Origin of the sequence: Candidatus Phytoplasma palmae (assembly GCF_046896035.1) — a bacterium.
Taxonomy (GTDB): domain Bacteria; phylum Bacillota_I; class Bacilli_A; order Acholeplasmatales; family Acholeplasmataceae; genus Phytoplasma; species Phytoplasma palmae.
In genome coordinates this window covers 1-23186 of record NZ_JBIPDD010000005.1, presented here as the reverse complement: position 1 = coordinate 23186, position 23186 = coordinate 1, and the positions used below count along the sequence as shown (strand labels likewise).

Annotated in this window: 20 protein-coding genes; 2 read left to right on the top strand and 18 right to left on the bottom strand. The window is 20.2% G+C overall.

Annotated elements, in window-relative coordinates; genetic code table 11:
• Window positions 1-425: 425 nt before the first annotated feature.
• The 10 genes from ACHMP6_RS01165 to tig all read right to left on the bottom strand — a co-directional run bounded on the left by ACHMP6_RS01165 (window position 426) and on the right by tig (window position 11332).
• Entirely contained in the window at window positions 426-590 is a 165-nt protein-coding gene (locus ACHMP6_RS01165; RefSeq protein WP_412097702.1) for an SAM-dependent methyltransferase, read from the bottom strand.
• 8 nt (window positions 591-598) lie between these two features.
• Window positions 599-1864 (bottom strand): sigma-70 family RNA polymerase sigma factor, encoded by a 1266-nt coding sequence (locus ACHMP6_RS01160; RefSeq protein ID WP_412097701.1) that lies wholly within the window; start codon window positions 1862-1864, stop codon window positions 599-601.
• Between the two features lie 88 nt (window positions 1865-1952).
• The gene (dnaG, locus tag ACHMP6_RS01155) at window positions 1953-3998 is read right to left on the bottom strand and encodes a DNA primase (RefSeq protein WP_412097700.1); all 2046 of its coding nucleotides are present in this window, start codon (window positions 3996-3998) and stop codon (window positions 1953-1955) included.
• A 25-nt stretch (window positions 3999-4023) separates the two neighbouring features.
• Window positions 4024-5379 carry a glycine--tRNA ligase gene (locus ACHMP6_RS01150; RefSeq protein WP_412097699.1) on the bottom strand — a complete coding sequence of 452 codons (1356 nt, stop codon included), beginning with the start codon at window positions 5377-5379 and terminating at the stop codon, window positions 4024-4026.
• A gap of 85 nt (window positions 5380-5464) precedes the next feature.
• Window positions 5465-6304 carry a GTPase Era gene (era, locus tag ACHMP6_RS01145; protein WP_412097698.1) on the bottom strand — a complete coding sequence of 280 codons (840 nt, stop codon included), beginning with the start codon at window positions 6302-6304 and terminating at the stop codon, window positions 5465-5467.
• A 42-nt stretch (window positions 6305-6346) separates the two neighbouring features.
• Window positions 6347-6760, bottom strand: coding sequence for an rRNA maturation RNase YbeY (gene ybeY / locus ACHMP6_RS01140; RefSeq protein WP_412097697.1), 414 nt, complete (start codon window positions 6758-6760; stop codon window positions 6347-6349).
• A 174-nt stretch (window positions 6761-6934) separates the two neighbouring features.
• A complete protein-coding gene (gene rpsU, locus ACHMP6_RS01135) occupies window positions 6935-7108 on the bottom strand; it encodes a 30S ribosomal protein S21 (protein WP_138107762.1) in 174 nt (57 codons plus the stop codon).
• Between the two features lie 76 nt (window positions 7109-7184).
• The gene (locus ACHMP6_RS01130) at window positions 7185-7430 is read right to left on the bottom strand and encodes a hypothetical protein (RefSeq protein WP_412097696.1); all 246 of its coding nucleotides are present in this window, start codon (window positions 7428-7430) and stop codon (window positions 7185-7187) included.
• A 35-nt stretch (window positions 7431-7465) separates the two neighbouring features.
• Window positions 7466-9811, bottom strand: a complete 2346-nt coding sequence (lon, locus tag ACHMP6_RS01125; RefSeq protein WP_412097695.1) for an endopeptidase La — start codon at window positions 9809-9811, stop codon at window positions 7466-7468.
• Window positions 9812-10015: 204 nt separating this feature from the next.
• On the bottom strand, window positions 10016-11332 hold the full coding sequence (tig, locus tag ACHMP6_RS01120; protein ID WP_412097694.1) for a trigger factor: 1317 nt from the start codon (window positions 11330-11332) through the stop codon (window positions 10016-10018).
• A 910-nt stretch (window positions 11333-12242) separates the two neighbouring features.
• Between tig and ACHMP6_RS01115 the strand changes: the two genes are divergently transcribed.
• A complete protein-coding gene (locus ACHMP6_RS01115; protein ID WP_412097693.1) occupies window positions 12243-13610 on the top strand; it encodes an rRNA adenine N-6-methyltransferase family protein in 1368 nt (455 codons plus the stop codon).
• A 62-nt stretch (window positions 13611-13672) separates the two neighbouring features.
• Here ACHMP6_RS01115 and ACHMP6_RS01110 read toward each other — a convergent pair whose 3' ends face one another.
• The 6 genes from ACHMP6_RS01110 to ACHMP6_RS01085 form a co-directional block, all read right to left on the bottom strand.
• The gene (locus ACHMP6_RS01110) at window positions 13673-14479 is read right to left on the bottom strand and encodes an ATP-binding protein (RefSeq protein ID WP_412097704.1); all 807 of its coding nucleotides are present in this window, start codon (window positions 14477-14479) and stop codon (window positions 13673-13675) included.
• 47 nt (window positions 14480-14526) lie between these two features.
• Complete coding sequence (locus ACHMP6_RS01105) at window positions 14527-15717, bottom strand: DnaD domain protein (protein ID WP_412097692.1); 1191 nt, start codon at window positions 15715-15717, stop codon at window positions 14527-14529.
• Between the two features lie 54 nt (window positions 15718-15771).
• Window positions 15772-16590, bottom strand: coding sequence for a DNA-formamidopyrimidine glycosylase (gene mutM, locus ACHMP6_RS01100; protein WP_412097691.1), 819 nt, complete (start codon window positions 16588-16590; stop codon window positions 15772-15774).
• 126 nt (window positions 16591-16716) lie between these two features.
• The gene (locus tag ACHMP6_RS01095; RefSeq protein WP_412097690.1) at window positions 16717-17064 is read right to left on the bottom strand and encodes a hypothetical protein; all 348 of its coding nucleotides are present in this window, start codon (window positions 17062-17064) and stop codon (window positions 16717-16719) included.
• Between the two features lie 203 nt (window positions 17065-17267).
• Window positions 17268-18971, bottom strand: coding sequence for a ribonuclease J (locus ACHMP6_RS01090; protein ID WP_412097689.1), 1704 nt, complete (start codon window positions 18969-18971; stop codon window positions 17268-17270).
• Between the two features lie 74 nt (window positions 18972-19045).
• Window positions 19046-20725 carry a ribonuclease J gene (locus tag ACHMP6_RS01085; RefSeq protein WP_412097688.1) on the bottom strand — a complete coding sequence of 560 codons (1680 nt, stop codon included), beginning with the start codon at window positions 20723-20725 and terminating at the stop codon, window positions 19046-19048.
• Window positions 20726-20808: 83 nt separating this feature from the next.
• Between ACHMP6_RS01085 and recU the strand changes: the two genes are divergently transcribed.
• Window positions 20809-21372 carry a Holliday junction resolvase RecU gene (gene recU, locus ACHMP6_RS01080; protein WP_412097687.1) on the top strand — a complete coding sequence of 188 codons (564 nt, stop codon included), beginning with the start codon at window positions 20809-20811 and terminating at the stop codon, window positions 21370-21372.
• A gap of 50 nt (window positions 21373-21422) precedes the next feature.
• On the opposite strand, the gene ACHMP6_RS01075 is transcribed toward recU, so the two are convergent.
• Both ACHMP6_RS01075 and ACHMP6_RS01070 read right to left on the bottom strand, forming a co-directional pair.
• Window positions 21423-22094: a hypothetical protein gene (locus ACHMP6_RS01075; RefSeq protein ID WP_412097686.1), complete on the bottom strand. Its 672-nt coding sequence runs from the start codon at window positions 22092-22094 to the stop codon at window positions 21423-21425.
• A 181-nt stretch (window positions 22095-22275) separates the two neighbouring features.
• The gene (locus tag ACHMP6_RS01070) at window positions 22276-23001 is read right to left on the bottom strand and encodes a lipoate--protein ligase (RefSeq protein ID WP_412097703.1); all 726 of its coding nucleotides are present in this window, start codon (window positions 22999-23001) and stop codon (window positions 22276-22278) included.
• Between the last annotated feature and the right edge of the window lie 185 nt (window positions 23002-23186).

The window sequence follows — 23186 nt, the reverse complement described above, 5'->3', positions numbered from 1 at the left end:
AGATCGAAGTTACTCTAATTATTTACGCGACTCATTTAGGTATGCAGACCTTTTTCTTTGATCTTCAATCTATATAACATTGAAGATCAAAGTATCAGGTAGGAACGGAACTAGTTTTTTTAATAAAAAATTTAAAAACTTTAATATTTTGAAAATTCAATCCCTAATATTCAAAAAATTCCGAATAAGAGTTTCAATTCATTACTCTTATGTTGAGTTATTACTCCGTTTATTGCATTTAGCCTTTTTAATAAGGTTATCCGTGTGAGTCATTCTTCTGGCGTGATCTTTTTGGATATGAATTTCTCCTCAACCCGCTTTTATTCTTTGCTGTAACTTTTCATTCTTTCGTTTCAAAAGCCAAGAATATGAAGGAACATATTATCATGATGTTCGTGATGCGTGAAATCACTCATAATTAGGCATCATTTCGCGCCCTGATAAGCTTTTCTTAAAGGATTAATTTTCACATCAACCGCAATACCTTTGTTAATATATTTTAATTGTAATGCTTTTTTTAAAACTAAACCGTGATCTGTACCAATATCTAAAACCACATTATATCCTTTAATTAAGGAAACAATAAACATAATTCTTTTCATTTTTTAATATTATCATACAACATTTTTAATTTGTTTTGTTTAGAAGGAGCTCTTAACCTTCTTAAAGCTTTTGCTTCTATTTGACGTATTCTCTCTCTAGTAACGCCAAATTTGTTTCCAACTTCTTCTAAAGTATAAATATGTCCGTCTAATAGTCCATAACGCATTTTTAAAACTTGTTCTTCTCTATCAGTCAAACTCTGTTCTAAATATTCATCTATAGTTTTTTTTATCATTTCTTGCAACATATATTCATGAGGTGAAATAGCATTAGGATCATTTATAAAATCTCCTAAGGATGAATCATCATCTTCCCTAGTTGAAGCTTCAAGAGAAATAGTTTCTTTTTCTATCATTTGAATATCAATAATTTGTTTAGCTTCAATATTCATTTGCTTGGCTATTTCTTCGTTATTTACTTTTCTAGCTAAATCTTGAGTTAACTTACCTCTACAACGAGAAATTTTATTCATAGTTTCAATAATATGCACTGGTATTCTTATAGTTCTAGCTTGATCAGCAACAGCTCTAGTAATAGCTTGTTTGATCCACCAAGTAGCATAAGTGGAAAGTTTAAAAACTCCAGGTCTGAATCTATCAATAGCACGTGATAAACCTATATTACCTTCTTGGATTAAATCTAAAAATAAAATTTTTCTACCTATATAACGTTTAGCCAAAGAAACAACTAAACGACCATTAGCTTCTATTAATTGATTTTTTGCTATAGCTGCTTTTTTTATTAAATCTTCATATTCTTCAATTTGCTGTTCAGTTAAAATTATTTCTTTATTATTATGTTGATTTATTTTTTTTTGAGCTTGTCTCCCGTCATAAACTATTTGCGTTTTTTCTCTTTCTTCCTCTAAAGTTAATAAAGGTATTTGGCCAATTTCTTTCAAATACATTTTTACAGGATCATCTACTTTAACATTCATAGATAATTCTTTTAATCTTAATTGTTTTTGAAAATCTTCATCTTTTTGAAAAGAATTTTTACTTTCCGTATCATATATATAATAAAAATCATCTAACTGTTTTATCTGAAATCTTTTATTTTTTATTTTTTTATTAATATTTTTTAAATAAAAAGATTTTATAATTTCTTTATAAAAAAATTCTCTATTTTTCGAAATACCATTTAACCATTTTAATTTTTTTTTCAAAAAAATATTAATATCGTTTTGTGTAGAATTTTGCGTTTCAGATTCTAATTTTATTTTTTTTTTATATAATTGTTTTACTATTTTATTCAAAATCATTTTATTTTTACCTTTTATTTTTCTATTTACAAATTTATTAGACATTCAAATATAAAAAAAATTTAAATAATAAAATATTTTTTAAAATTTATTCATTAAAATTTTTATTAAAAACATTAATTCTTATATATTCTAAAAATTTTTTATTTTCTGATTCGATATTTTTGAGTTCTTGTGTTTTGAATTTCCATTCTTTTAATAATTTTTTCTTTTCATTTTCATCTATTTCTTGAGAAATTTTTTTTTCAATTTTTTCTATATTTTTTTTTATTTTTTTAATTTTTTGTATATTTTGATTTATTTTTAAACTATTATAAAATGTTTTTAAATCTTCTTGATTTTTAATTTTTCCTTTTTGAATAAACAAAATATTCTTTTTTATATCTAACAATAATTGATAAATATCTAACTTATCATTTAATTGACAAAGAATATCATTATTTGTTTCAACAAAATGATCAATATTAATACCTTCATCTTCTTTATTCAAATTTAATTTTAAATCATAATATTTTTGTATTATATCTATAAATTCTAAAATATAAGAATCAACATTATACTGTAAAATATCTGTTCTTACATAATTAAGATATTCTTTGCTCAAAAATAAATCTGTTAATATATGAATTAAATTTTTATTGATATTTTTATTTTGAATTTTTCTTTGTTCAATTAATAATAAATTTTCTTTTGTTATTTTAGAATCAAACCTTCTAGAACTAAAAATATTTTTAGGCGATTTATTGCTAATTTTAGAATTTATTTCTTCAAAAGAAACAGTATTTTGATCAAAATCAATATATATTTTATATTTATTATAAATTTTTTTAACATAAAATAATTGCAATTCTTTATTATAAAAACTTAATAAAGATAAAATATGAATCTTAATCTTTTCATCAGGAATTTTATTTTTTCTCAATTCATATATTTTATATAAAATGTAATCTTGAGACATTTCAGACAAGGTTGTTTCTAAATGATTATTTTGATTTTGGATATTTTTATTAATATAAGAATCAGGATCTTTTTCTTCGGGTAAAAGCAATATTTTTACTTTAAATTTTTCTCTTATTAATGAAAAAGATATTTTTTGCATAGCGCTTTTTCCTGCTTGATCGCCATCAAAAGCAATTAAAATATTAAAAACAGAAATTTTTTTTAATAAAATAATTTGTTTTAAACTTAATTGAGTACCTAAAATTGCTAATGCATTACGCTGACCTATCTTAAAAAAGGAAATAACATCAAAAAATCCTTCACATAAAATAATTTCTTTTTTTTCTTTAATATTATTTTTATGCTCAAAAATTCTATATATTAAATCACTTTTTTTAAACAAAAAAGTTTCTGAATTGAATAAATATTTCGGCCTAGCATTATCATTTAACGATTTAAAATTTATATTTTCAGATAAATTTATCAAACGACCTGAAAAAGCAACTATTTTTCCTTCTTCGTCTCTTAAAGGAAAAATCAAACGATTTTTAAAAAAATCACAATATTTTTTTTTTTCATTATTAGGGCATAATTCTGAATTATTATTTTTTTGAAAATCAATATTCTTTTCTCTAATAAGGCCTAAACGTTTCAATTCTGTTAAAGAATATTGTTTACTTAATAAATAATCCATTAAATCATTAGATGTTCCTTCAGCATAACCTAATTGAAATTCTTTAATTAAAGAATAATTTAATTTTCTTTCTTTTAATAAATAATTTTGCAAAGGATGATTTTCACACTTTAACAAAATAAAATCCAACTTATTGATGTAATAATTATGAGCTTCTCGCAAAATTTGATAAAAATAATCATTTGGATTTATATAATTGTTAGGTAAAGATAAATTAAATTTTTGAGTTAATTCTTCTATAGCTTGCGAAACAGAAATATTTTTTAATTTTTGATAAAAAGTAATAGGCTTTCCCCCTTGACGACAAGACATACAAAAAGCAATATTTAATTCAGGAGAAACAGAAAAAGAAGGTGTTTTTTCTTTATGAAAAGGACATAAACCCATAAAATTTTTCCCTTTTTTAATTAACTGAATGCCTTCTTTATTAACTAATTCATAAATTAATATTTTTTTATTAACTTCAGATATAAATTGTTTATATTTATTATTTTTATTCATAAAATTTAATAATATTTATTGAAAACTATAAAAATATTTTGTTTTCAATATATTCTCTTATATTTTTTATTTCTATTCTAATCTGTTTTAGAGTATCTCTCTCTCTAATAGTTACAGTATTGTCTTCTAATGTTTGATCATCTATCGTACAACAAAAAGGAGTACCTATAACATCTTGCCTTCTGTATCTTTTGCCAATACTTTGATTACTATCTAAAATAACTTCAAAAAAACAAGAAAATTCTTTTTGTATTTCTTGTGCCTTAAAATAATGTTTTTTTCTTATTAAAGGTAAAATAGCCATTTTATAAGGCGCTAAAAAAGGATGAATTTTTAAAACAGTTCTTTCTGTAAAATCTTGTAATGTTTCCACCTTTAGAGAATCAGATATAATAGCTAAAAATAATCTTTCTACTCCTAAAGAAGATTCGATAACAAAAGGATGATATTTATTTTTAGTCTCCTCATCAAAATACTGTAAATCTTTTTTAGAATGTTTTTGATGAGTTTTTAAATCAAAATCTGTTCTACAAGCTATACCGCACAATTCATCAAAACCCCACGGGAAAAGAAATAAAATATCTGTTGTAGCAACAGAATAATGACTTAATTCTTCTAAATCTTGATCTTTTAACATAATATTTGAAGAATTTAAACCTAATTTTAAAAGAAACTTATAAGAAAATTCTTTCCAAAAAACAAACCATTTTTTATATTGATTATTTTGACAAAAAAACTCCAATTCCATTTGTTCAAATTCACAAGTGCGAAAAATAAAATTACTTGGAGTAATTTCATTACGAAAAGATTTTCCTATTTGGCCAACACCAAAAGGTATTTTTTTTCTTGTAGTATTTAAAATATTTTTAAAATTAATAAAAATACCCTGACATGTTTCGGGTCTTAAAAAAACAGTATTAGCTTTTTTTTTAATTACTCCTTGGTAAGTTTGAAATAATAAATTAAATTCCTCTACTGATGACCAATTTTTGGTTCCCAAAATTTTATTATCTATTAAATATCTAGACATTTGTTCAAAACTTAAAGAATTAGTATTTATATTTTTATCATTAGAATTTATTAATTGATCTGCTCTATAACGTTTATTAGTATCTTTATTTTCTACTAAAGGATCAATAAATAATTCTAAATGACCAGATGCTTTCCAAACATTAGAATTTAAAATAATAGAACTATCTAGCAAAATATTATCTTGCTCTTGAATAAATTTTTTAATCCAAGCTTTTTTTATATTTTGCTTCAACAAACTTCCTAAAGGTCCATAATCAAAACTATTTGACAAACCACCATATATTTCACTTCCGTAAAAAATAAAACCATGTTTTTTAGCAAAAACAATTAAGTCTTTTAATTTTATCATTTAGCACCTTTCAATAAAAATTTTCCAATGTTTTTAATAAAAAATTTAATTTTAAAAAAATTATTTATATTAAAAAATTAATAATTTATTTTTTTTCAACTTTAACCCATAAGTTTAAATGAATTTTTTGTTTTAAATATTGATTAATTTCTTTTCTAGCTTCAATTCCTATTCTTTTTAATTTATAACCATTCTTACCGATTAAAATTTTTTTATGACTTGTTTTACGAACATAAATTAAAACAGAAATTTCTAAATAAGAATCTTTATTATAAAACATATCTTCTAAAACAATAGAACAACTATGAGGTATTTCTTGATGAACAAAATAAAGAATTTTTTCTCGAACAAATTCTGTTATTATTTTATCTTCAGGAATATCAGTTAAAACTTCTTTGGGAAAATAAAGAGGTCCTTCTCCTATTAAAGAAAGAATATTTTGAAGCAAAATATCTATATTTTTTCTTTTTAATGCTGATACAGGAACAATATATTCAAAATCCAAAATATTTAAATAACTTAAAATAATTTTATCTATTAAGATATTTTTTTTGATATCTAACTTATTAATAACTAAAATAACTTTTTTCTTAAATTTAATTAAATTCTCTAAAATTTTTTTTTCTTCTGAACTACATTCTTTTTCTACAACAAATAAAAAAATATCAATTTCATTAACATTTTTCCAAATAAGAGAGTTTCTTTTTCTATCAAATAAATTATTTTTTGTTTCTGTATAAATTCCTGGAGTATCAATAAAAATTAATTGATATTTTTCATCGTTAACAATTCCTAAAATATTAAATAAAGTAGTGTTTTTTTTACAACTTGTAATAGAAATTTTTTTATTAATTAAACAATTTAATAAAGTAGATTTTCCTACATTAGTAGTTCCTAACAACATAATAGAACCTGATTTAAACATTTTTCTCCTTTATGCTTTAAAACCAATAATTTTAAAAAAATTTCATTTTTTTTTGTTTTCAAAATTATACAAAATTTTTTCTTGCAAAGAATTCATTTTTTCTGAAGACTCTTTATCATTATCATTATATCCTTTTAAATGAAGATATCCATGAAGAGCTAAAAAAATAACTTCTCTTTCAAAACTATGCCCGTAATATAAAGATTGTTCTAAAGCTTTTTCTAAAGAAACAAAAACATCTCCTAAAAAAATATTATCCATTTCATTTTCAAAAGATAAAACATCGGTAGCATATTTTTTTTTTAAATAATAAAAATTCATTTCTTTTATTTTTTTATTATTTACAAAAATAATATTGATTTTTTTTTCATCTTCTAAAGAATCAAAAATCTTAATTATTTTTTTTTTTAGTTTAAAAATATTCATTTTAGTTTGATTATATATATAAATAATCATTTTTAACGATACTCCTATAAAATGAAAATATTTTAATTTTAAAAAAATACAAAATAAATAAAAAATAATTTTCCAAAAAAATATATAAAATTATAAAATTCATTTTTTTGGAAAATTATAAAATAAAAATATTATTGTAAATAATTTTTTTATTTTAATAAAATTTCTTAAATATTAATATCTCTTTTTTTTAATATTTTTTCTTCTATTTTTTCTTTCAACGCTAGGTTTAATATAAAATTCTTTTTTTCTAACTTGAGCTAAAATGCCATCTCTAGACACGCTACGTTTAAAACGTCGTAAAGCTTCTTCTATAGTTTCTTCTTTACGAACAATAATTTTAGTCATTCTTTTCTTCTCACACTCCTTTTCGAAATAAAATTTTAAAATTTTAAATAATAAATTTAAATATAGATTTATTTTATTAATTTTTAAATAATGACAACGTTTGAAGATAAAAATAAGAATTATAAAATAATATCAAAATTAACAAAGAAAGAGAATAATTTAAAAAAGTCTCAGAAGGATTTGTTTTATAATTACCGTATTGCTCTGCAAAAACATCTATCATACTTTTTTCAGAAGTAAACACAACAACAAAAACAATAAAAACACAAATAAAATATATCATATATTTAGATAATTGAAAAATTTGAAAAAAATTCATCATTATTTAATTTCCTTTGCAATTGATTTTTATTTATTTTATAAAACTAAAGCTTTCACAAAAACATCATCAGCACTTTCTATAGTAATAATTTCCAATTTATCTCTAACTTCTTTAGGTATATCATCTATATCTTTTAAATTATCCTTAGGAATAAAAATAGTATTTAAACCACTTCTATTAGCGGCAATAGCTTTTTCTTTCAATCCTCCTATAGGTAAAACAGAACCTCTAAGAGTAATTTCTCCAGTCATTCCCACATCTCTTCTAACACATTTTCCTTTAATAACAGAAAAAATAGAAGTTGCTATAGTTACTCCAGCTGAAGGGCCATCTTTTGGTATAGCTCCTTCTAAAAAATGAATATGAAAATCATTAGTATCAAAAATATTATAATCAATTCCTAATTGTTGATAATGAGATTTTAAAAAACTAAAAGCAGTTATAGCGCTTTCTTCTAAAACTTTACCTAAATGTCCAGTTAAAACTAATTTTCCTGTACCTTTATAATAAGTTACTTCAACTGGTAAAATATCTCCACCTAAAGAAGTATAAGCTAATCCATTAACAAAACCTATTTGATTTTTAGGACTTACTAATAAATGCTGATAAATTATTTTACCCAAAAATTTTTCAATTTTTTCTTTATTCATTTCAAGATACTCTACTTTATTCATTAAAATTTCTTTTACTGTTTTACGTATTAAAGTAGCAATATGTTTATTTAAATTTCGTACACCTGCTTCTTTTGTATAATGTCTAATAATATAAAGAAAAATTTCATCACTTATTAAAAATTGTTCTTTTTTAAGACCATGATCTTTTAATTGTTTAGGCAATAAATGTTCTTTAGCAATTATAAGTTTATCTTGCTCTGTATAAGAATTAAGTTCTATAATTTCTAAACGATCTCTTAACGGTTCAGAAATAGTACTTAAATCATTAGCAGTAGTAATAAATAAAACTTGAGATAAATCGAAAGCTTCTGATAAATAAAGATCTACAAAATTTTTATTTTGATTAGGATCTAAAACTTCTAATAAAGCAGAACCTGGATCGTGTTGAAAATTATTAACTAACTTGTCAATTTCATCTAGTAAAAAAACTGGATTAATAACTCCAACATCTTTTAAACCGTTTAAAATTCTTCCAGGCATAGCGCCAACATAAGTTTTTCTATGTCCTTTAATTTCGCTTTCTTCCTGTAATCCGCCTAAAGATTGTTTGACAAATTTCCTACCTAAAGCTTCTGCGATAGAAATAGCCAAAGTAGTTTTTCCTACTCCTGGCGGTCCTACAAAACAAATAATATTTTGCGGATTTTTTTGAGTCATTATTTTAACAGCTGCATAATCAATAATACGTTCTTTAACTTTATCTAATCCATAATGATTTTTTTCTAAAGTTATCTGTATTTGTTTTAAATCATTAACATCTTTACTCTTTTTATTCCAAGGTAAAGAAATTAAAAAATCTAAATAATTTCTAATAACAAAAGAATCAGCAACCATAGAAGACATAGTTTGATAACGAGAAAGTTCTTGCAAAGCTTTAGACTTAATATTTTTAGGCATAAAAGAAGAATTAATTTTTTTTCTTATTTCTTCTATTTCTTCTTCTCTTCGGACCTTATCCCCTAACTCATTTTGAATAGCTCGCATTTTTTCTCTTAAATAAAATTCTTTTTGATTTTCATCAATGCTACGTTTAACTTCTATATTAATCTTATTTTCTAATTCTAAAATATCTTTTTTCATTTGAATATCTTGTAAAATATACATTAATCTTTTATTCAAATGAGTTTCTTTAAGATATTTATATTTATTTTTTTCCTCAATTTTTAAGGAAAAAATAATTAAATCAGCAGCTTCTTCAGTAGTAATGCCGTTTTGTACTTTTTCTAAAAAAGTATTTTCTGGTATTAATAAAATTTGATTCATTTTATTTGCAATTTGTTTAATTATTAATTTAATTAATATTTTCTCTTCTCTTAAATCATCAAAAATAACAGGTACAAATTCATATTTAACATTAAATAAATCATTCTTTTTAGATATTTTTTGTATTTTAATTCTTTTTAAAATACGAAAAGTAACCTTATAAAAATCACTATCAATTTTTTCAGAAGATAAAATATATGCTAAAACTCCATATTTTTCTATATCAGAGATCTTAGGTTTTTCATTTAAAAAATTCTTTTGCAACATAATAACAATATAAGGACATGCGTTTTTTTTAGAAGTTATTATTGCATTAATAGAAAAAATTCGTCCTATTTCAATTCTTAAATCATTATGAGGAATAGGAACAATATCTCTTACGATGATAGCCGGTAATTCTTTAGGAATATTTTTTTCTATTTTTAATTTATCGTTTTTATTCATTATTTTTTTTTCACATCCTTTTAAAAAATGAGATTAAAAATTTTAAAAATTAATTTAAAAATAACTAAATTAATAAAAAACCAAATAAATAAAATAAAAAGATAAAAAACAGTAAATTGGTTTTTAATTTCAAAATTTAAATATCAATATCATTAAAATAATATATCATATATAAAATTATTTAATTAAAATTTTTTATCTTTTTTATTTGATGTTTGTAAAATTAACGTTATCTAGTAAAAATTTAAGTGTTTTATCTTGTAATAAATGTTTTTTTAAATATTCTTGAATAGATGCATTTTCTTTTATTTTAGATATATTTACATTATTCTCTAAACTTAACTGTTGATAAGCTAATTCTAATTCATTAGGTTGAATCGTTATTTTTTCTTTTTCAGATATTTCTTCTAATAAAAAATTTATTTTTAAATTATTTAAAGCTTTTTCATTCATTTCTTGATGAAATTTTTCTAAATCTAATTTCATATTTTCTAAATATTTATTTAATTCTATATTTTGTATTTTTAGTTGAGATTCTAATTGTTTTATTAAATTATTTTTTTCAATATTGACTAAATTTAAAGGTATTTTTATATTAGAATTTTTTATTAAAAAATCCAAAATTTGTTTTTTATTTTCATTTTCTATTTCGGAATTTTTTTTATATTCTAAATTTTTTTTAATATAATTTTTAAATTCTTCAATATTATTAACATTAGGTATTTTAATACTTTTAATTAATGTTTCGTCCAAAGTTAATTTTTTCTTAATCTTAATATCATGCAAAAAAATTTTAAATGTAACTTCTTTAGAAGCTAACTTTTTATGATTATAATCTGAAGGAAAAACAACTTTAATTATTTTTTCTTCTTGTCTTTTCATTCCGATCATTTCTTTTTCAAAACCAGGAACAAATTTATTAGATCCTATTTCCAAGGAATAATTAGTAGCTTGCCCTCCTTCTAAAGGAGTAGTTTCGTTTAAAAATCCTTTAAAATCGAAAACAGCAATGTCGCCTTTTTCCAAAAAAGATCCTTCTTTTTTTGATTCAAATAAATTATTGCTTTCTAAAAACAAGTCAATTTGATTTTGAATTTCTTGTTCTGTTATTTCTTTTTTAAGATTCGAATTTAATTTTATGCCTTTATAAGGAAAATTCAATGTTATTTCAGGTTTTAAATTAAATTCTATAGAAAAATGAAATTTTTCTTTAAAAGAATAAATGTCTTCTAATTTAAAATTAGTAATCTTATAATTTTCTAAAATTTTAAAATCATTATTATTTTTTAAAATTTGATCTACTTTCTCTTGAACTAAATATTCAAAAGCACTATTATATAATTTCTTAATTCCGAATTTTTTTTCAAAAACATTTCTTGTCACAAAACCTTTTCGAAATCCTTTAATAAAAATTTGAGATTGAATTTCTTTAAAAGATTTCTCAACAAAAGAATCAAATTCCTTTTTAACAATTTCAAAATTATATTGTATTATTTCGTCATTTATTTTTTTAAATTGCATTGCTTAATTACCTGTTTTTTTAATAAATTTTTTAAACCATAAGTATAGAGTATTTAAATAAAAATTTTTTTTAAAACATTAAACTTGAATTATATAATATTCAATTAATATCAATTTACGATAAAAAAATATTTTTTTTTAATAAATTAATTAAAAATAATTAAATTATAAAAAAATTAAATTCAATATAATATAAAAAAAATATTAATTATTGAATTAATTATCATTAATATTAGAAATATATATATAAGTAATTAACATATTTTTTTAAAATTTTATTTATATCATTTTATTTATATTCTGACTTCATTATATTAATAAAAAATAAAGTTAAAAAATTAAAAAAATAAAAAATAAAATTTTAAAATATAAAAAAGAAAAAAACATAAAAACAAAATAATATATAAATTAATATATTAATAAATGTATTATGTTTAGTTTTACAATTCAGATTATAAAACAAATCATTATAATTATAACATTATTTTCAATAAAAAAGTATAAATAACAATTATGTTTTTTTGAAAAAATAAATATTTTAAAAAAAAATAAATATTTATATTTTTTTAAAATATGAAAAATACTAATTATTAAAAATATTTTAATAAAGAAATAATATTTTGTGCTAGTATATACTATATATAATGATAAATAACCTAGATAATATTAAAGTGTAATTGAATAAAAACTAAAATTAAATCTATATTTATTTGAAGATTTATTTTTATTTATATTAAAAAAATAAAGGATAATTATTTATTAAAATATATGTTGTTTTTTATTTTAATTTTTTATTAATTTATAAATTTTTTTTATTAAAAAATCAAAAAATATTAAAAATTCAAAGATATTTTGAAATTTTTTAGAAAATTTATAAAAAATACAAGAACGGAAATTTTATTACAAACATATGAAGACAAAAATTTCAAAAAAAAATAATAAGAAGAAAAAAATTTCAAAAAATAATATATTTTCAATAAAAAAATTATTGACAAAAAAATATTTAAATTGGTTATTTTTAATAATAACAACTTTAAGTATTTTATTATCTATTATTCATATTATAAATTTATCATTAGGTAAAAATAATTTTTATCAATTCAAATTTTATCATTTTTTTTCTTTTTCTAAATATAATATTTTTTTAATTTTATTTATAATTATCAATACAATTTATAAAAAAAACAAAACAATAATTAATATTTTAAGCTTTTCAGTAATAGTGAATATTTTAATTAATACTTTATTTTTACGCTCTTTTGTAAGAGATTGGAATTTATATTCCAATGAAAATAACATTTTATTTTTTAATTTAATTATATATTATTTAGAATATATTGTAATTCCTGTTTGTTTTTTATTTTTTTATTTTAATAATAAATTTAAAATTTCTAAAAAACATTTAATTTGTCCTTTGTTTATTTCAATATTATATATTGCTTTTTCGTTTTTCTTATTTAAATTATTCGAACATGAAAATGAAAAAAATTTTTGGAAAGAACAATTTATTAACCCTTATGATAAAAAAAATTTATTATTTTCTTATATAAAAATAATTTTTTCATTTTTAACACTTTCTTTTAGTATTTTTTTCTTTAAAAGAACAGAAAAATACTTTTTAATTAGATTGCTTTTAATCTTTTTAACATTAATAATAATTTCAATTTTGCCATATAACGAAAGAGAATGGGCACACGCCAAAAAAGTTATTTTAAATACTAAAACAATGGGAACAGGACTTTTTCCAGAAACACAAGAAATTTCAGAATACTTCCAAAATATTTCTGATTTAAAACCACAAGAACTAATTAAAAATAAAGATAAAATTTTAGAATTAGGTTCTGGTTGCGGAAATATAACACAATATCTAATAAACAAATTTGGTTTAGAAAATATAATATGTATTGAAATAAATAAAGATTTATGCGATGAATTAAAACAAAGATTTCCAGGAATAAAGGTTATTCAAGGAAATGCTGCTGATTTTGAAGAATTAATCTCTAAAGAAAATATTAAAAATAAACAAATTAAAGGAATTGTTTCAACATTACCTATAGGTATTTTTGAAAAAACAGATTTTCAAAAGATAAAAAATAGCATAGAAAAAATTGTTGAAGAAAATAATATTAAATATATGAATTATCGTTTTAAATTTTTCGAAAAAGAAGAAAGAGAAATGAATAAAATTAAAAAAAATAATAATTTTGTGTTTATTTCTGAAATGATAATGCCTGTAAGTGTTTACACATATGTAAAAAAAGAAGACAAAAAAAATTAATATTATTTCATTTACATAATAAAAAATAAAAATTCATTTTATAAAATGAATTTTTATTTTTTTTAAGAGGAAAAATCATAACAAAAAGTCATATTTTTTATAAAACGAATAATTTTATGAGCTTTAATATCACTATTAAAATCCTTATGAAATGCAAAATATTCGTATAATTGTTGAGCATTTAAATTACTACTAAAAAAAACAGGTAATTTATTTTCATAACGATAATTCAACAAAGGAATAAAAATTTCATCTCTAAAAAAAGAATTCATATTTTCAGAACCTAAATCATCTAAAATTAGACAATCAATTTTTTTTAAATAATTTAATTTATTCTCTATTGCATCATTATTATTCCAGTTATATCTAAATTGTCTGGTTAAATCAGGCATAAAAAAAAACAAAACTAAAAATCTTTTTTTAATTAATTCTCTTGCTAAAAATTTTAAAAATAAAGTTTTACCCGTCCCGAAAGGACCATATAAATACAAACTTTTTTCAATCAAAGGAAAAGATGAAATAATATCTTTAATATTTGAAAAAACTTTTTCTTGAATTAAATTTTTTTTAAAAAAAATTTTCAAATTTTCAAATTTAATTTCTTGTTGAAATAACATATTGATTTTATTTAATTCATTTTCAAAATCTATTTTTTTACTTTCAAAAGTTTCTTTCAACACTACACGAACATAAGGTTTAGTTTTTAATACCATTTGATAATTGGAACAATTTTTAGATTGTAATTTATTTTTCAAATAATTATAAACAGTTAAAACATCTTTATCTTCTATTTTTAAATCTTTAGTTTCCTCTTGTTTTGAAATAAATTCTCTCATTTTTTTGAAATAAGATTTTTCAAAAAAACACATATTCAATAACACCTTTTTTTAATATAATAATTTTTGATAAATAAATTTTAAAATTTTAATTCTTTTTGAATCTGATCTAACCATTTAGGTCTATTTTTTTTATTCTTTTCGAAAATTTTAATTTTTTCTTTCTCCATTAAATAATAATAAGCTTTTTTAGCAGAAACAATTCCTTTTTTAAACCAAGAATCTAAAATAGTTTTAAAATAATTAAAAGAAGGAACAGGTGAATTATTTTGATCTTTAATTTTACAAACATACATTAACAAAGCATTAATAACACCTATATCAGCATTAGTTTTTTCCATCAATAAAAAAACAATATCATATAAACCGTAAAGAAAATGTTTACTTTTAGAAAAATTTTTAATTATTCTATGAGGTTGAGCATTTTGTAAATATACAATCATTTCTTCATCATCATCGTCTTTTTTATGTTTATAAGAATGAATTAATTTAACATCATTATTTTCTTGAAGAAGTTTGCTTTTTATAAAATTTTTTAAATTATCTAAATCAATAAATTCATTTAAGTCACGAAAATTATCCTGAAATAAAATAGCCATTTTTTGAGGTTCAATTCCATAAACAAATCCTAATTTAACAATATAATCAATATTTTTCCATTCTAATAAAAAAGGTTTTTTAAATCTCTCTGGTAAACTTTTAATAAAAAGATCATAATCGAAATATTTTTGAAAATTATCAGAATTTTTTTGAATATCGATATTATTATATTTTTTTATTGCTTCTTGAATGTTAACTTTTTTAAAACTATAAACATCTGTGAAATTTTTACTAATATTTTTATATTCAGGTTTTAAAATATCTTTTTCCTGCGAAAACAATTTTTTTAAATAACAATATATATTGTCACCAACTTCACTCAACAAAAATTGACTCAAAACAGGATCTTGAAAAAATAAAAAAGGTTTTAATGGAGTATTTAAAAAATAAATAATTTCTTTTTTATTATTTTGAAAAGTCTCTAATAACTTAATAGCTTCTAATTTATCTTTGTTTTTTAAAAAATCTTTTTCATTCATATTTAATAAATCTAATAAAAATTGATGCATAAAATATAATTGATCATCAAAATTAGCCAAAAAATATAAAGTAAAATAAAAAGTTAAAGCTTTAGATCCTATTAAGGGTTGATACAACAAAAACAAATTTTTTTGTTCTTCTTGAAACAAGAAATTTTTAATTTTAATTTTAAAACACTTCAAAGCAAACAATTAAATCACTCCTATAAAATTAATATTTGGTTTAATTCAATAAAAAAACATTATTTATACAAAAGGTTGACATTTCAAACAAAAATAAGAACTTCGTCCTCCGATTTTTATTTTTTGAATTAAATTAAAACAAAAAATACATTTTTCTTTTTCTTTTCTATAAACTAAAAGTTCTTTTTGAAAAGAACCTTTTTTACCTATAGCCTCGAAAGTAGAAATAGAAGTTCCGCCACAAATAATAGCTCGAGATAAAATCTTTTTAGCATTTTCTAACAATTTAATAATTTGTTTAAAACTTAAAAAAGAAGATTGAGTTTTAGGATTAATCTTAGTTAAAAATAAAATTTCGTTAGCATAAATATTACCAATTCCGGAAATAATTCTTTGATTAAGTAAAGATGTCTTTATCGAAACCCTAGTTTTTTGTAATTTGGAATAAAAAATTCCCGCATCTATTTCAAAAGGATCTAAAGCTAATTTATCTAATTTACTCTCTTGTAGATAATTATCTTGTTTATATAAAGCAAAACGACCAAACTTTCGAAAATCATAATACCTTAAAACAATATTTTTTTCTAATAAAATTCTAAAATGCTCATCTTTATGTTTTTGCAAATTATCAGAATTATTATGAAGATAAATTTTACCTTCCATTCTTAAATGACCCACTATAACTAAATCATCACTCAAAAAAAATAATAAAAATTTTCCTTTTCTTTTGATATCTAAAATTTTTTTATTAATAATTTTTTTAAAAAAATCTAATTCCTGAATAACAGGTTCATAAAAAACATATAATTTTTGAATTTGAAGACCTATTAATCTTTTTTTTAAAATATTAATAATAACTTCAACTTCTGGTAATTCAGGCATAATTCATTTTCCTTTTTTTATTATTGGAAAAATACAAAAATTTAAAATTTTGAATTTGAAAAAAATAAAAGACTACCTAAAAAAGACAGTCATATATTTATTTTAAATCGAAAAATAAAATTAAAATTATTTATCACTTAATTGTTTAAATTTATAAATATCTAAAAAATTCTTATTTAAATCAGAAACAGAATGAAACTTCAATTTTCCCTCGATAATTTTAATTTTTTGACCTGGTTGTAAAAAAAATTCAGGATTATCATTATCAATATGATTAAAATAAATAACTAATTTAGGTAAACAATATTCTTTCTCATTTGAAACAAAACAAAAATCTTTAACAAACCATTCTCTTTTTAATTTTTTTTTTGGTTTTTTAATATATTTAACTTCTACTTTAACATTTAAATTATTTAATAAAATATCTTTTTCAATAAAATTTTCTTCATTAATTTGACTTTTTTCACAAAACATAATATTTTTTTTCCTTCTTTAACAATTACATAGTTGATTTTTTACAAATAAAAAAATAAAAATACGGTAATTATATTATACATATATAATAAAATAATTATTTATTATTAAATTTATATTACTTACAAAATTAGTTATTTATTTTGTATAAATGAAAAATATTAATTTTTTTTATTTAATAATTAAATAACAATTTTATTAAATTAAATAGTTAAAATAATAGGAATAACAATAGGATTTCTTAAAGTTAATTCATAAACTTTAGAAGTAACAAAATTAATAATATTTTTTTTTAAAAAATTCTTGTTAAATTTTTCATATTTTAACAAATAATTTTGTATTATTTTTTTAATTTCGAAAGATATCGACTTCATTAATTCTTTATTACTTTTCATATAAATAAATCCACGAGAAAATATCATAGGAAAATTTAAAATTTTTTTCTTTTTCAAATTAATACTTACTATAACAGAAAACAAACCTTCTTCACTTAAAATTCTTCTTTCTTTTAAGATATAATTACCTAAATCTTCAGATCCAGAATCATCTATATAAACATTAGAAATAGGAATTTTATCAACAACTTCAGCATTATTATTATTTAATCCTAATACATCTCCATTATCTAAAAGAAAAATGTTTTTTTCATTAATACCGCACTCTAATGCTAAAGTTTTATGCGCCATTAACATCATATGAGTTCCATGAACTGGGACAAAATATTTTGGATTAATTAAATTCAACATTAATTTTAAATCATTTTGACTAGCATGACCAGAAGCATGAGTATCGACTAATGACCCATGAGTAATAACGTCAACATCCATTTTAAAAAGTAAATCTAAAATTTTGTTTATACTATCTTGATTACCAGGAATAGGAGAAGAAGAAAAAATAACTGTATCTTTAGGATGTAACTTAATTTGTCTATGTATGCCATTTGCAATTCTACTAAGAGCAGCTAAAGGTTCGCCTTGAGAACCGGTACAAAGTAAAGTAATATTAGAATATTTATCAATTTCGTTACCATTAACAATAAAATTTTTGGCATTTTTTAAATAACCGTTTTTTACTCCTGTTTCAATAGCTCTTTCCATACTTCTACCAAAAACAGCTATCTTTCTTTTAGTTAAAATACTAGATTCAATTATTTGTTTAATACGATAAAAATTAGAAGCAAAGGTAACAATAACAACTCTTCCTTGAATTTTATAAAAAAGTTGATTAATAGTATTTCCAACAGCATTCTCAGATTGAATTAATCCTTTATGTTGAGCATTGGTAGAATCTGAAAACAAACATAAAGTTCCTTCTTGACCTAAATTTGATAATTTATAATATTCAGCAACTGGACCAACAGGAGTATGATCAATTTTAAAATCACCAGTATAAAAAAGAATATTTTTTTTGTTTTTAAAAACAATACCAAATGTATCAGGTATAGAATGATTCAATCTAACAAAAGAAACTTCCGTATTAAAGAAATTAAATTTTGAATTATGAAAATATTTAATCATAATTTTTGAATAACGATTTAATTTATGTTCAATAAGCTTAGATTCAATTAAATCATATGCTATTCCTGAAACAAAAATTTTTGGAATTCTAATTTTCCTTAGTAAAAAAGGTATACTACCTATATGATCCTCATGACCATGTGTAATAAAAATACCCACAATTTTATGTTCATTTTTTAACAAATGTTCATAACTAGGTATAACATAATTAACTCCTAAAAAAGAATCACCTGAAAAAGAAATTCCTGAATCAACAATAAAAATTTTTTGTTCGATTTCAAAAATATACATATTTTTTCCAACTTCTCCCAATCCGCCAAAAGCATAAAAAAATATATCAAATTTTTTAGCTAGAGAAGTAGAATTTATATTTTGAGTCATCATGTTCATTTAATTTTTTTATTTCCTTTCTATGTTTCAAATAAGAGACATAAAAAATATTGAATTAAGAAATTTATTTTATTTTAATAAGAATCAACAAAAATTAAAACAGGAATAATAACAGGCTTTTTTTTAGTTTCTTTAAAAATAAATTTAGATAATTCTTCTCTTAAATTATTTTTAAAATCATTCCATTTTATTTGTTTACTATTATTCAAAAAAGAATTACTCATTATAGTAAAATTTTCTTTTAATTTAGATAAAAGAGTATTTATTTTAATTTTATCTAAAAATCCTTTACTAATTAATTCAATATTACCTATAATTTTTTTTAATTTCAAATCAATATTACAAGCTATAATAATTACTCCATCATTAGCTAAAAGCTCACGATCTTTCATAAGGTAATCATTACCTTCTAAAACAGGAGTTCCATCAATTAAAATTTCTTTTAAATTAGGAAAAAAATTCTTTTTCACCAAAGGTTTATTTTCGCTTCCATAAATCCATTTATCTCCGTTTTCAAACATAAATATTTTATCTTCAGAATAATTAAAATTTTGAGCAATTTTTTTAATTTTATATTGATGTCGGTATTCTCCAACAACTGGAATAAGAAACTTTGGTTCCAATAAATGTAATAATAATTTAAAATTCTCTTCATAATTATAAGAAGCTGTTAATAAATCTTTTTCTAAAATATCTACAACTAATCCGTGCCTTGATAAAATATCTAAAGTTTGATTTTGAATTTTATCTATACCTGTTACTTCGATAGAAAATAGCAAAATTTTATCACGATTATTTAAAGTAATTAAACGATCTGTTTTTTTACACATTCTTTTTAATCTATAAAAAGGTTCGAATCTTTTACCTACAACTATAACTACTAATTTTTTGAACTTAAGATAATTATTAGGAGTTTTTAAATTAATCAAAAAACCATCTGGAATTTTTAAATAACCTTTTTGCAATGCAATATCAATAATTTGTTCACTTTTACGTCCTAAAATAACAATTTTTAATCCAAAAGAAACCGCTAAATCAATAACTAATTGAATTTTTAATAAATCAGGAATTAAAAAAGAAATAATAATATTGTTTTCTATACTCGCAAAACAACTAGTTAAATAATATTCTAAAAGTTCCTCTTTAGTTTGTTGTACAATTTTAAAAGCTCCTTGAGAAGATACAATAAGAGCTAAAATTTTTTTTTGCCCTATCCTAGATAAAGTTAAAAAATTTGTTTGAAAATTTTTATTCTTAGATTGTAAAAAATGCATTTCACTAATGTAAATAATATAACCTTTTGTAGTACTAAATGCAAGACCTAAAGTTTCTGGTAAAAAATGGGCAATTCCAAAACAAGAAACTTTTGTATCTTCAAATTGAACTATAGAATCATTTTTGATAGAATTGAAGGTGATATTTTTTAAATCAATATTATTTTGTTTAAAATTAACTTTTAAAATTTCTATAGTAAAGTCAGAAGCATAAATAGGAACATTTAAATATTTCATTAAATAAGGTAAAGCTCCTAAATGAGTATCTAAAGAAGAAGTAATAAAAATACATTTTATTTGATCCTTAACATCTTCTATTTGTGTATAATTAGGAATGATACAATCTATACCATGAACAGAAAGATTAGGATATTTCAAACCTGCGTCTAAAATAAAATAAGAATTTTTAATTTTTAACAAATAAAAATTTTTCCCATTCTCCCCTATACCTCCTAAGGCAACAAAACTTATTTCTTTCATGTATTGCAATATAATCTCCTTTGGCAAATTAAATTTTAATAAATAAAATACTTGAAAAATTATTTAAAAATAGAAAGAAAAATATGGATTACCCATTCAAAAAAGAAAATAACAATAATATTCCAATAATAAACAAAAGTCGTTTAGGAATCAGTTTAGAACAAGATATTTCTTTAACTAACAAATTTTATAGAGAAAATAATATAGCTCTAATTTTTAAAAACGCTATTCCTATTAAAATAGTGAAAGTGGAATATCCAAAAAGATCTAAAGCCAAGATCACAGAAGCATATTTTAATTCAAATTCATTACCAGATTATCATGGAATTTATAAAGGAAATTATTTATCTTTTGATGTAAAAGAAACTAATAATAAATCTATTTTTAACTTATCTAATATACCAAATCACCAAATAGAAACATTAAAAGAAATAAAAAAATTTAAAGGATTATCTTTTTTTATAATTCATTTTAAAGTACATAAAAAATACTTTATTGTTCCGATTAAATTTGTATTAGATTATTTAAAAAATAACCATAGTAAAAGTATAAATTACAAAATTTTTGAAAAAAATTTATTACAAATTAATCTAGGTTATTATCCTAGACTAGATTATTTAAAAATAATAGATAAATTAATTAAATAATTATTAATTATTTTAACATTGAATTTATATTATATTAACAAAAAATTTTTTTACTTGATAGAGTGTATATTAAAATTTTCCAAATTATCTTTTAAAATAGGTCTAATAAAATATAAAATAATTCCAATAATAAAATTAGTAAAAATTACAGAATTAAAATAATATAAAAAAATCATTTTATAAGAATCTATTTTTAATAAAAAAGAAATACCAAATATATTAGTAGGATAATCATCAAAAAAATCATTTTTTTGTTGAAAAAAAGTCAAATAAACAAAAATCATATACGATAAAATTTGTATTATTGTAATTAAAAATAAACTTTTAAAAATAGCATTATTTTTAGATAAATGATTAAAATTTTTTTTATAAAAAAAACCTGTAATAGAACAACATAAATAAGGAATAAAAAAAACAAAGAGTAAAAGGCCTAACAATAATATATAATTTTCTTTTTCAAAGTGTGCAAATAATCCATGCTGATGAAAAGAAATTGTATACTCCATCATTATATGTAAAACAATGTATAACAAAATAGAAAAAAAACTAATTTTAAAACCAAAAAGAAAACCTATTAAAATTATAGGAAGTAATTCTAATTTTAAAAAAGAAACACAACAATCAAAACCAAAAAATAACTTAGTGAAAACAAACTCAATAATAAAAGCAATAGCTAAAATAAAAGAAACAAAGCTAATTTGTTTTAATAAAAATTTTTTCATTTGTTTAAAATTATCAATTCCTTCCTTAAAAAAATAATTTTTTTATCTAAAAAATTATAACACAATAATATCATTATAAAAATAAAACATAAATTATAAAATACAAAAAAATTTTAAAAATTACAAATATTAAAAAATAATTAAATTTTAAATAAAATTATTATGTTATTTAAATAAAAAATCAAAAATATAAAATTCCTTCTTTTATTAAAGAAAAAAAATCTTCATTATTGGCATTTAAAATATAATCACCAATATCAACTTTACTTAAAACTTTTTTTAATGATTCATCATCATACTTAATATTTTTAAATTTTTCTGTAAAAAAATATAAGTTATCTTCTTTGTTAAAGAAATCCCCTATTAAAGACATCTTTTTAATTTCACCATTATTTAAATCTAATAAAATTTCAATATTACCCCAATCAAAACGTTTTTTTAAAACTTTAGAATATGGAGGATGTTGAAAATATAACCATTCTTTAGAAGAATATTTTTTTGAATTTTTTTCAATAAGAGCAATTTCTTCATAACTTAAAAAATATTCTTTTTTAGACATTTTTTTTTCTAAATAATCTATCATTTCATCCTGAGAAATATTTTTTAAATATTTTTTTAAATTAACAACTCGAGAAAAAACACTTTTTATCCCTTTAGAAACTAATTTTTCATTATTAGGAGTAATACAACGTACCATTGTATTAATGTCACAATCATACAATAAAGTTCCATGCATCACCATACCATTATTATTTTGTATAAAAGCACTTCCTGAAACTTTCTTACCTTCTAATATAAGATCATTTCTTCCGCTGAAACTTAATTTAACTCCTTTTTGATTAAAAATATCAATAATTTTAATCAAATATTTTTGAAAACTAAAATTTTTGTCTTTTTTTTTAGTAATAATACTAAAAATAGGAGTTTTATCGAGATAGAATTAGACCGTTTTTCTATTACTAGATATTAATCTAAGCCCCCCACACCACCGAACAAGCAAGTTTCCAAGCATTCGGCGGTTAAATAAGTTACCTTTGGTAAACTTATTTTTCCTCTTTCGCCTTGTAAAGGTTGTTAACCTTTGCCCTGGTA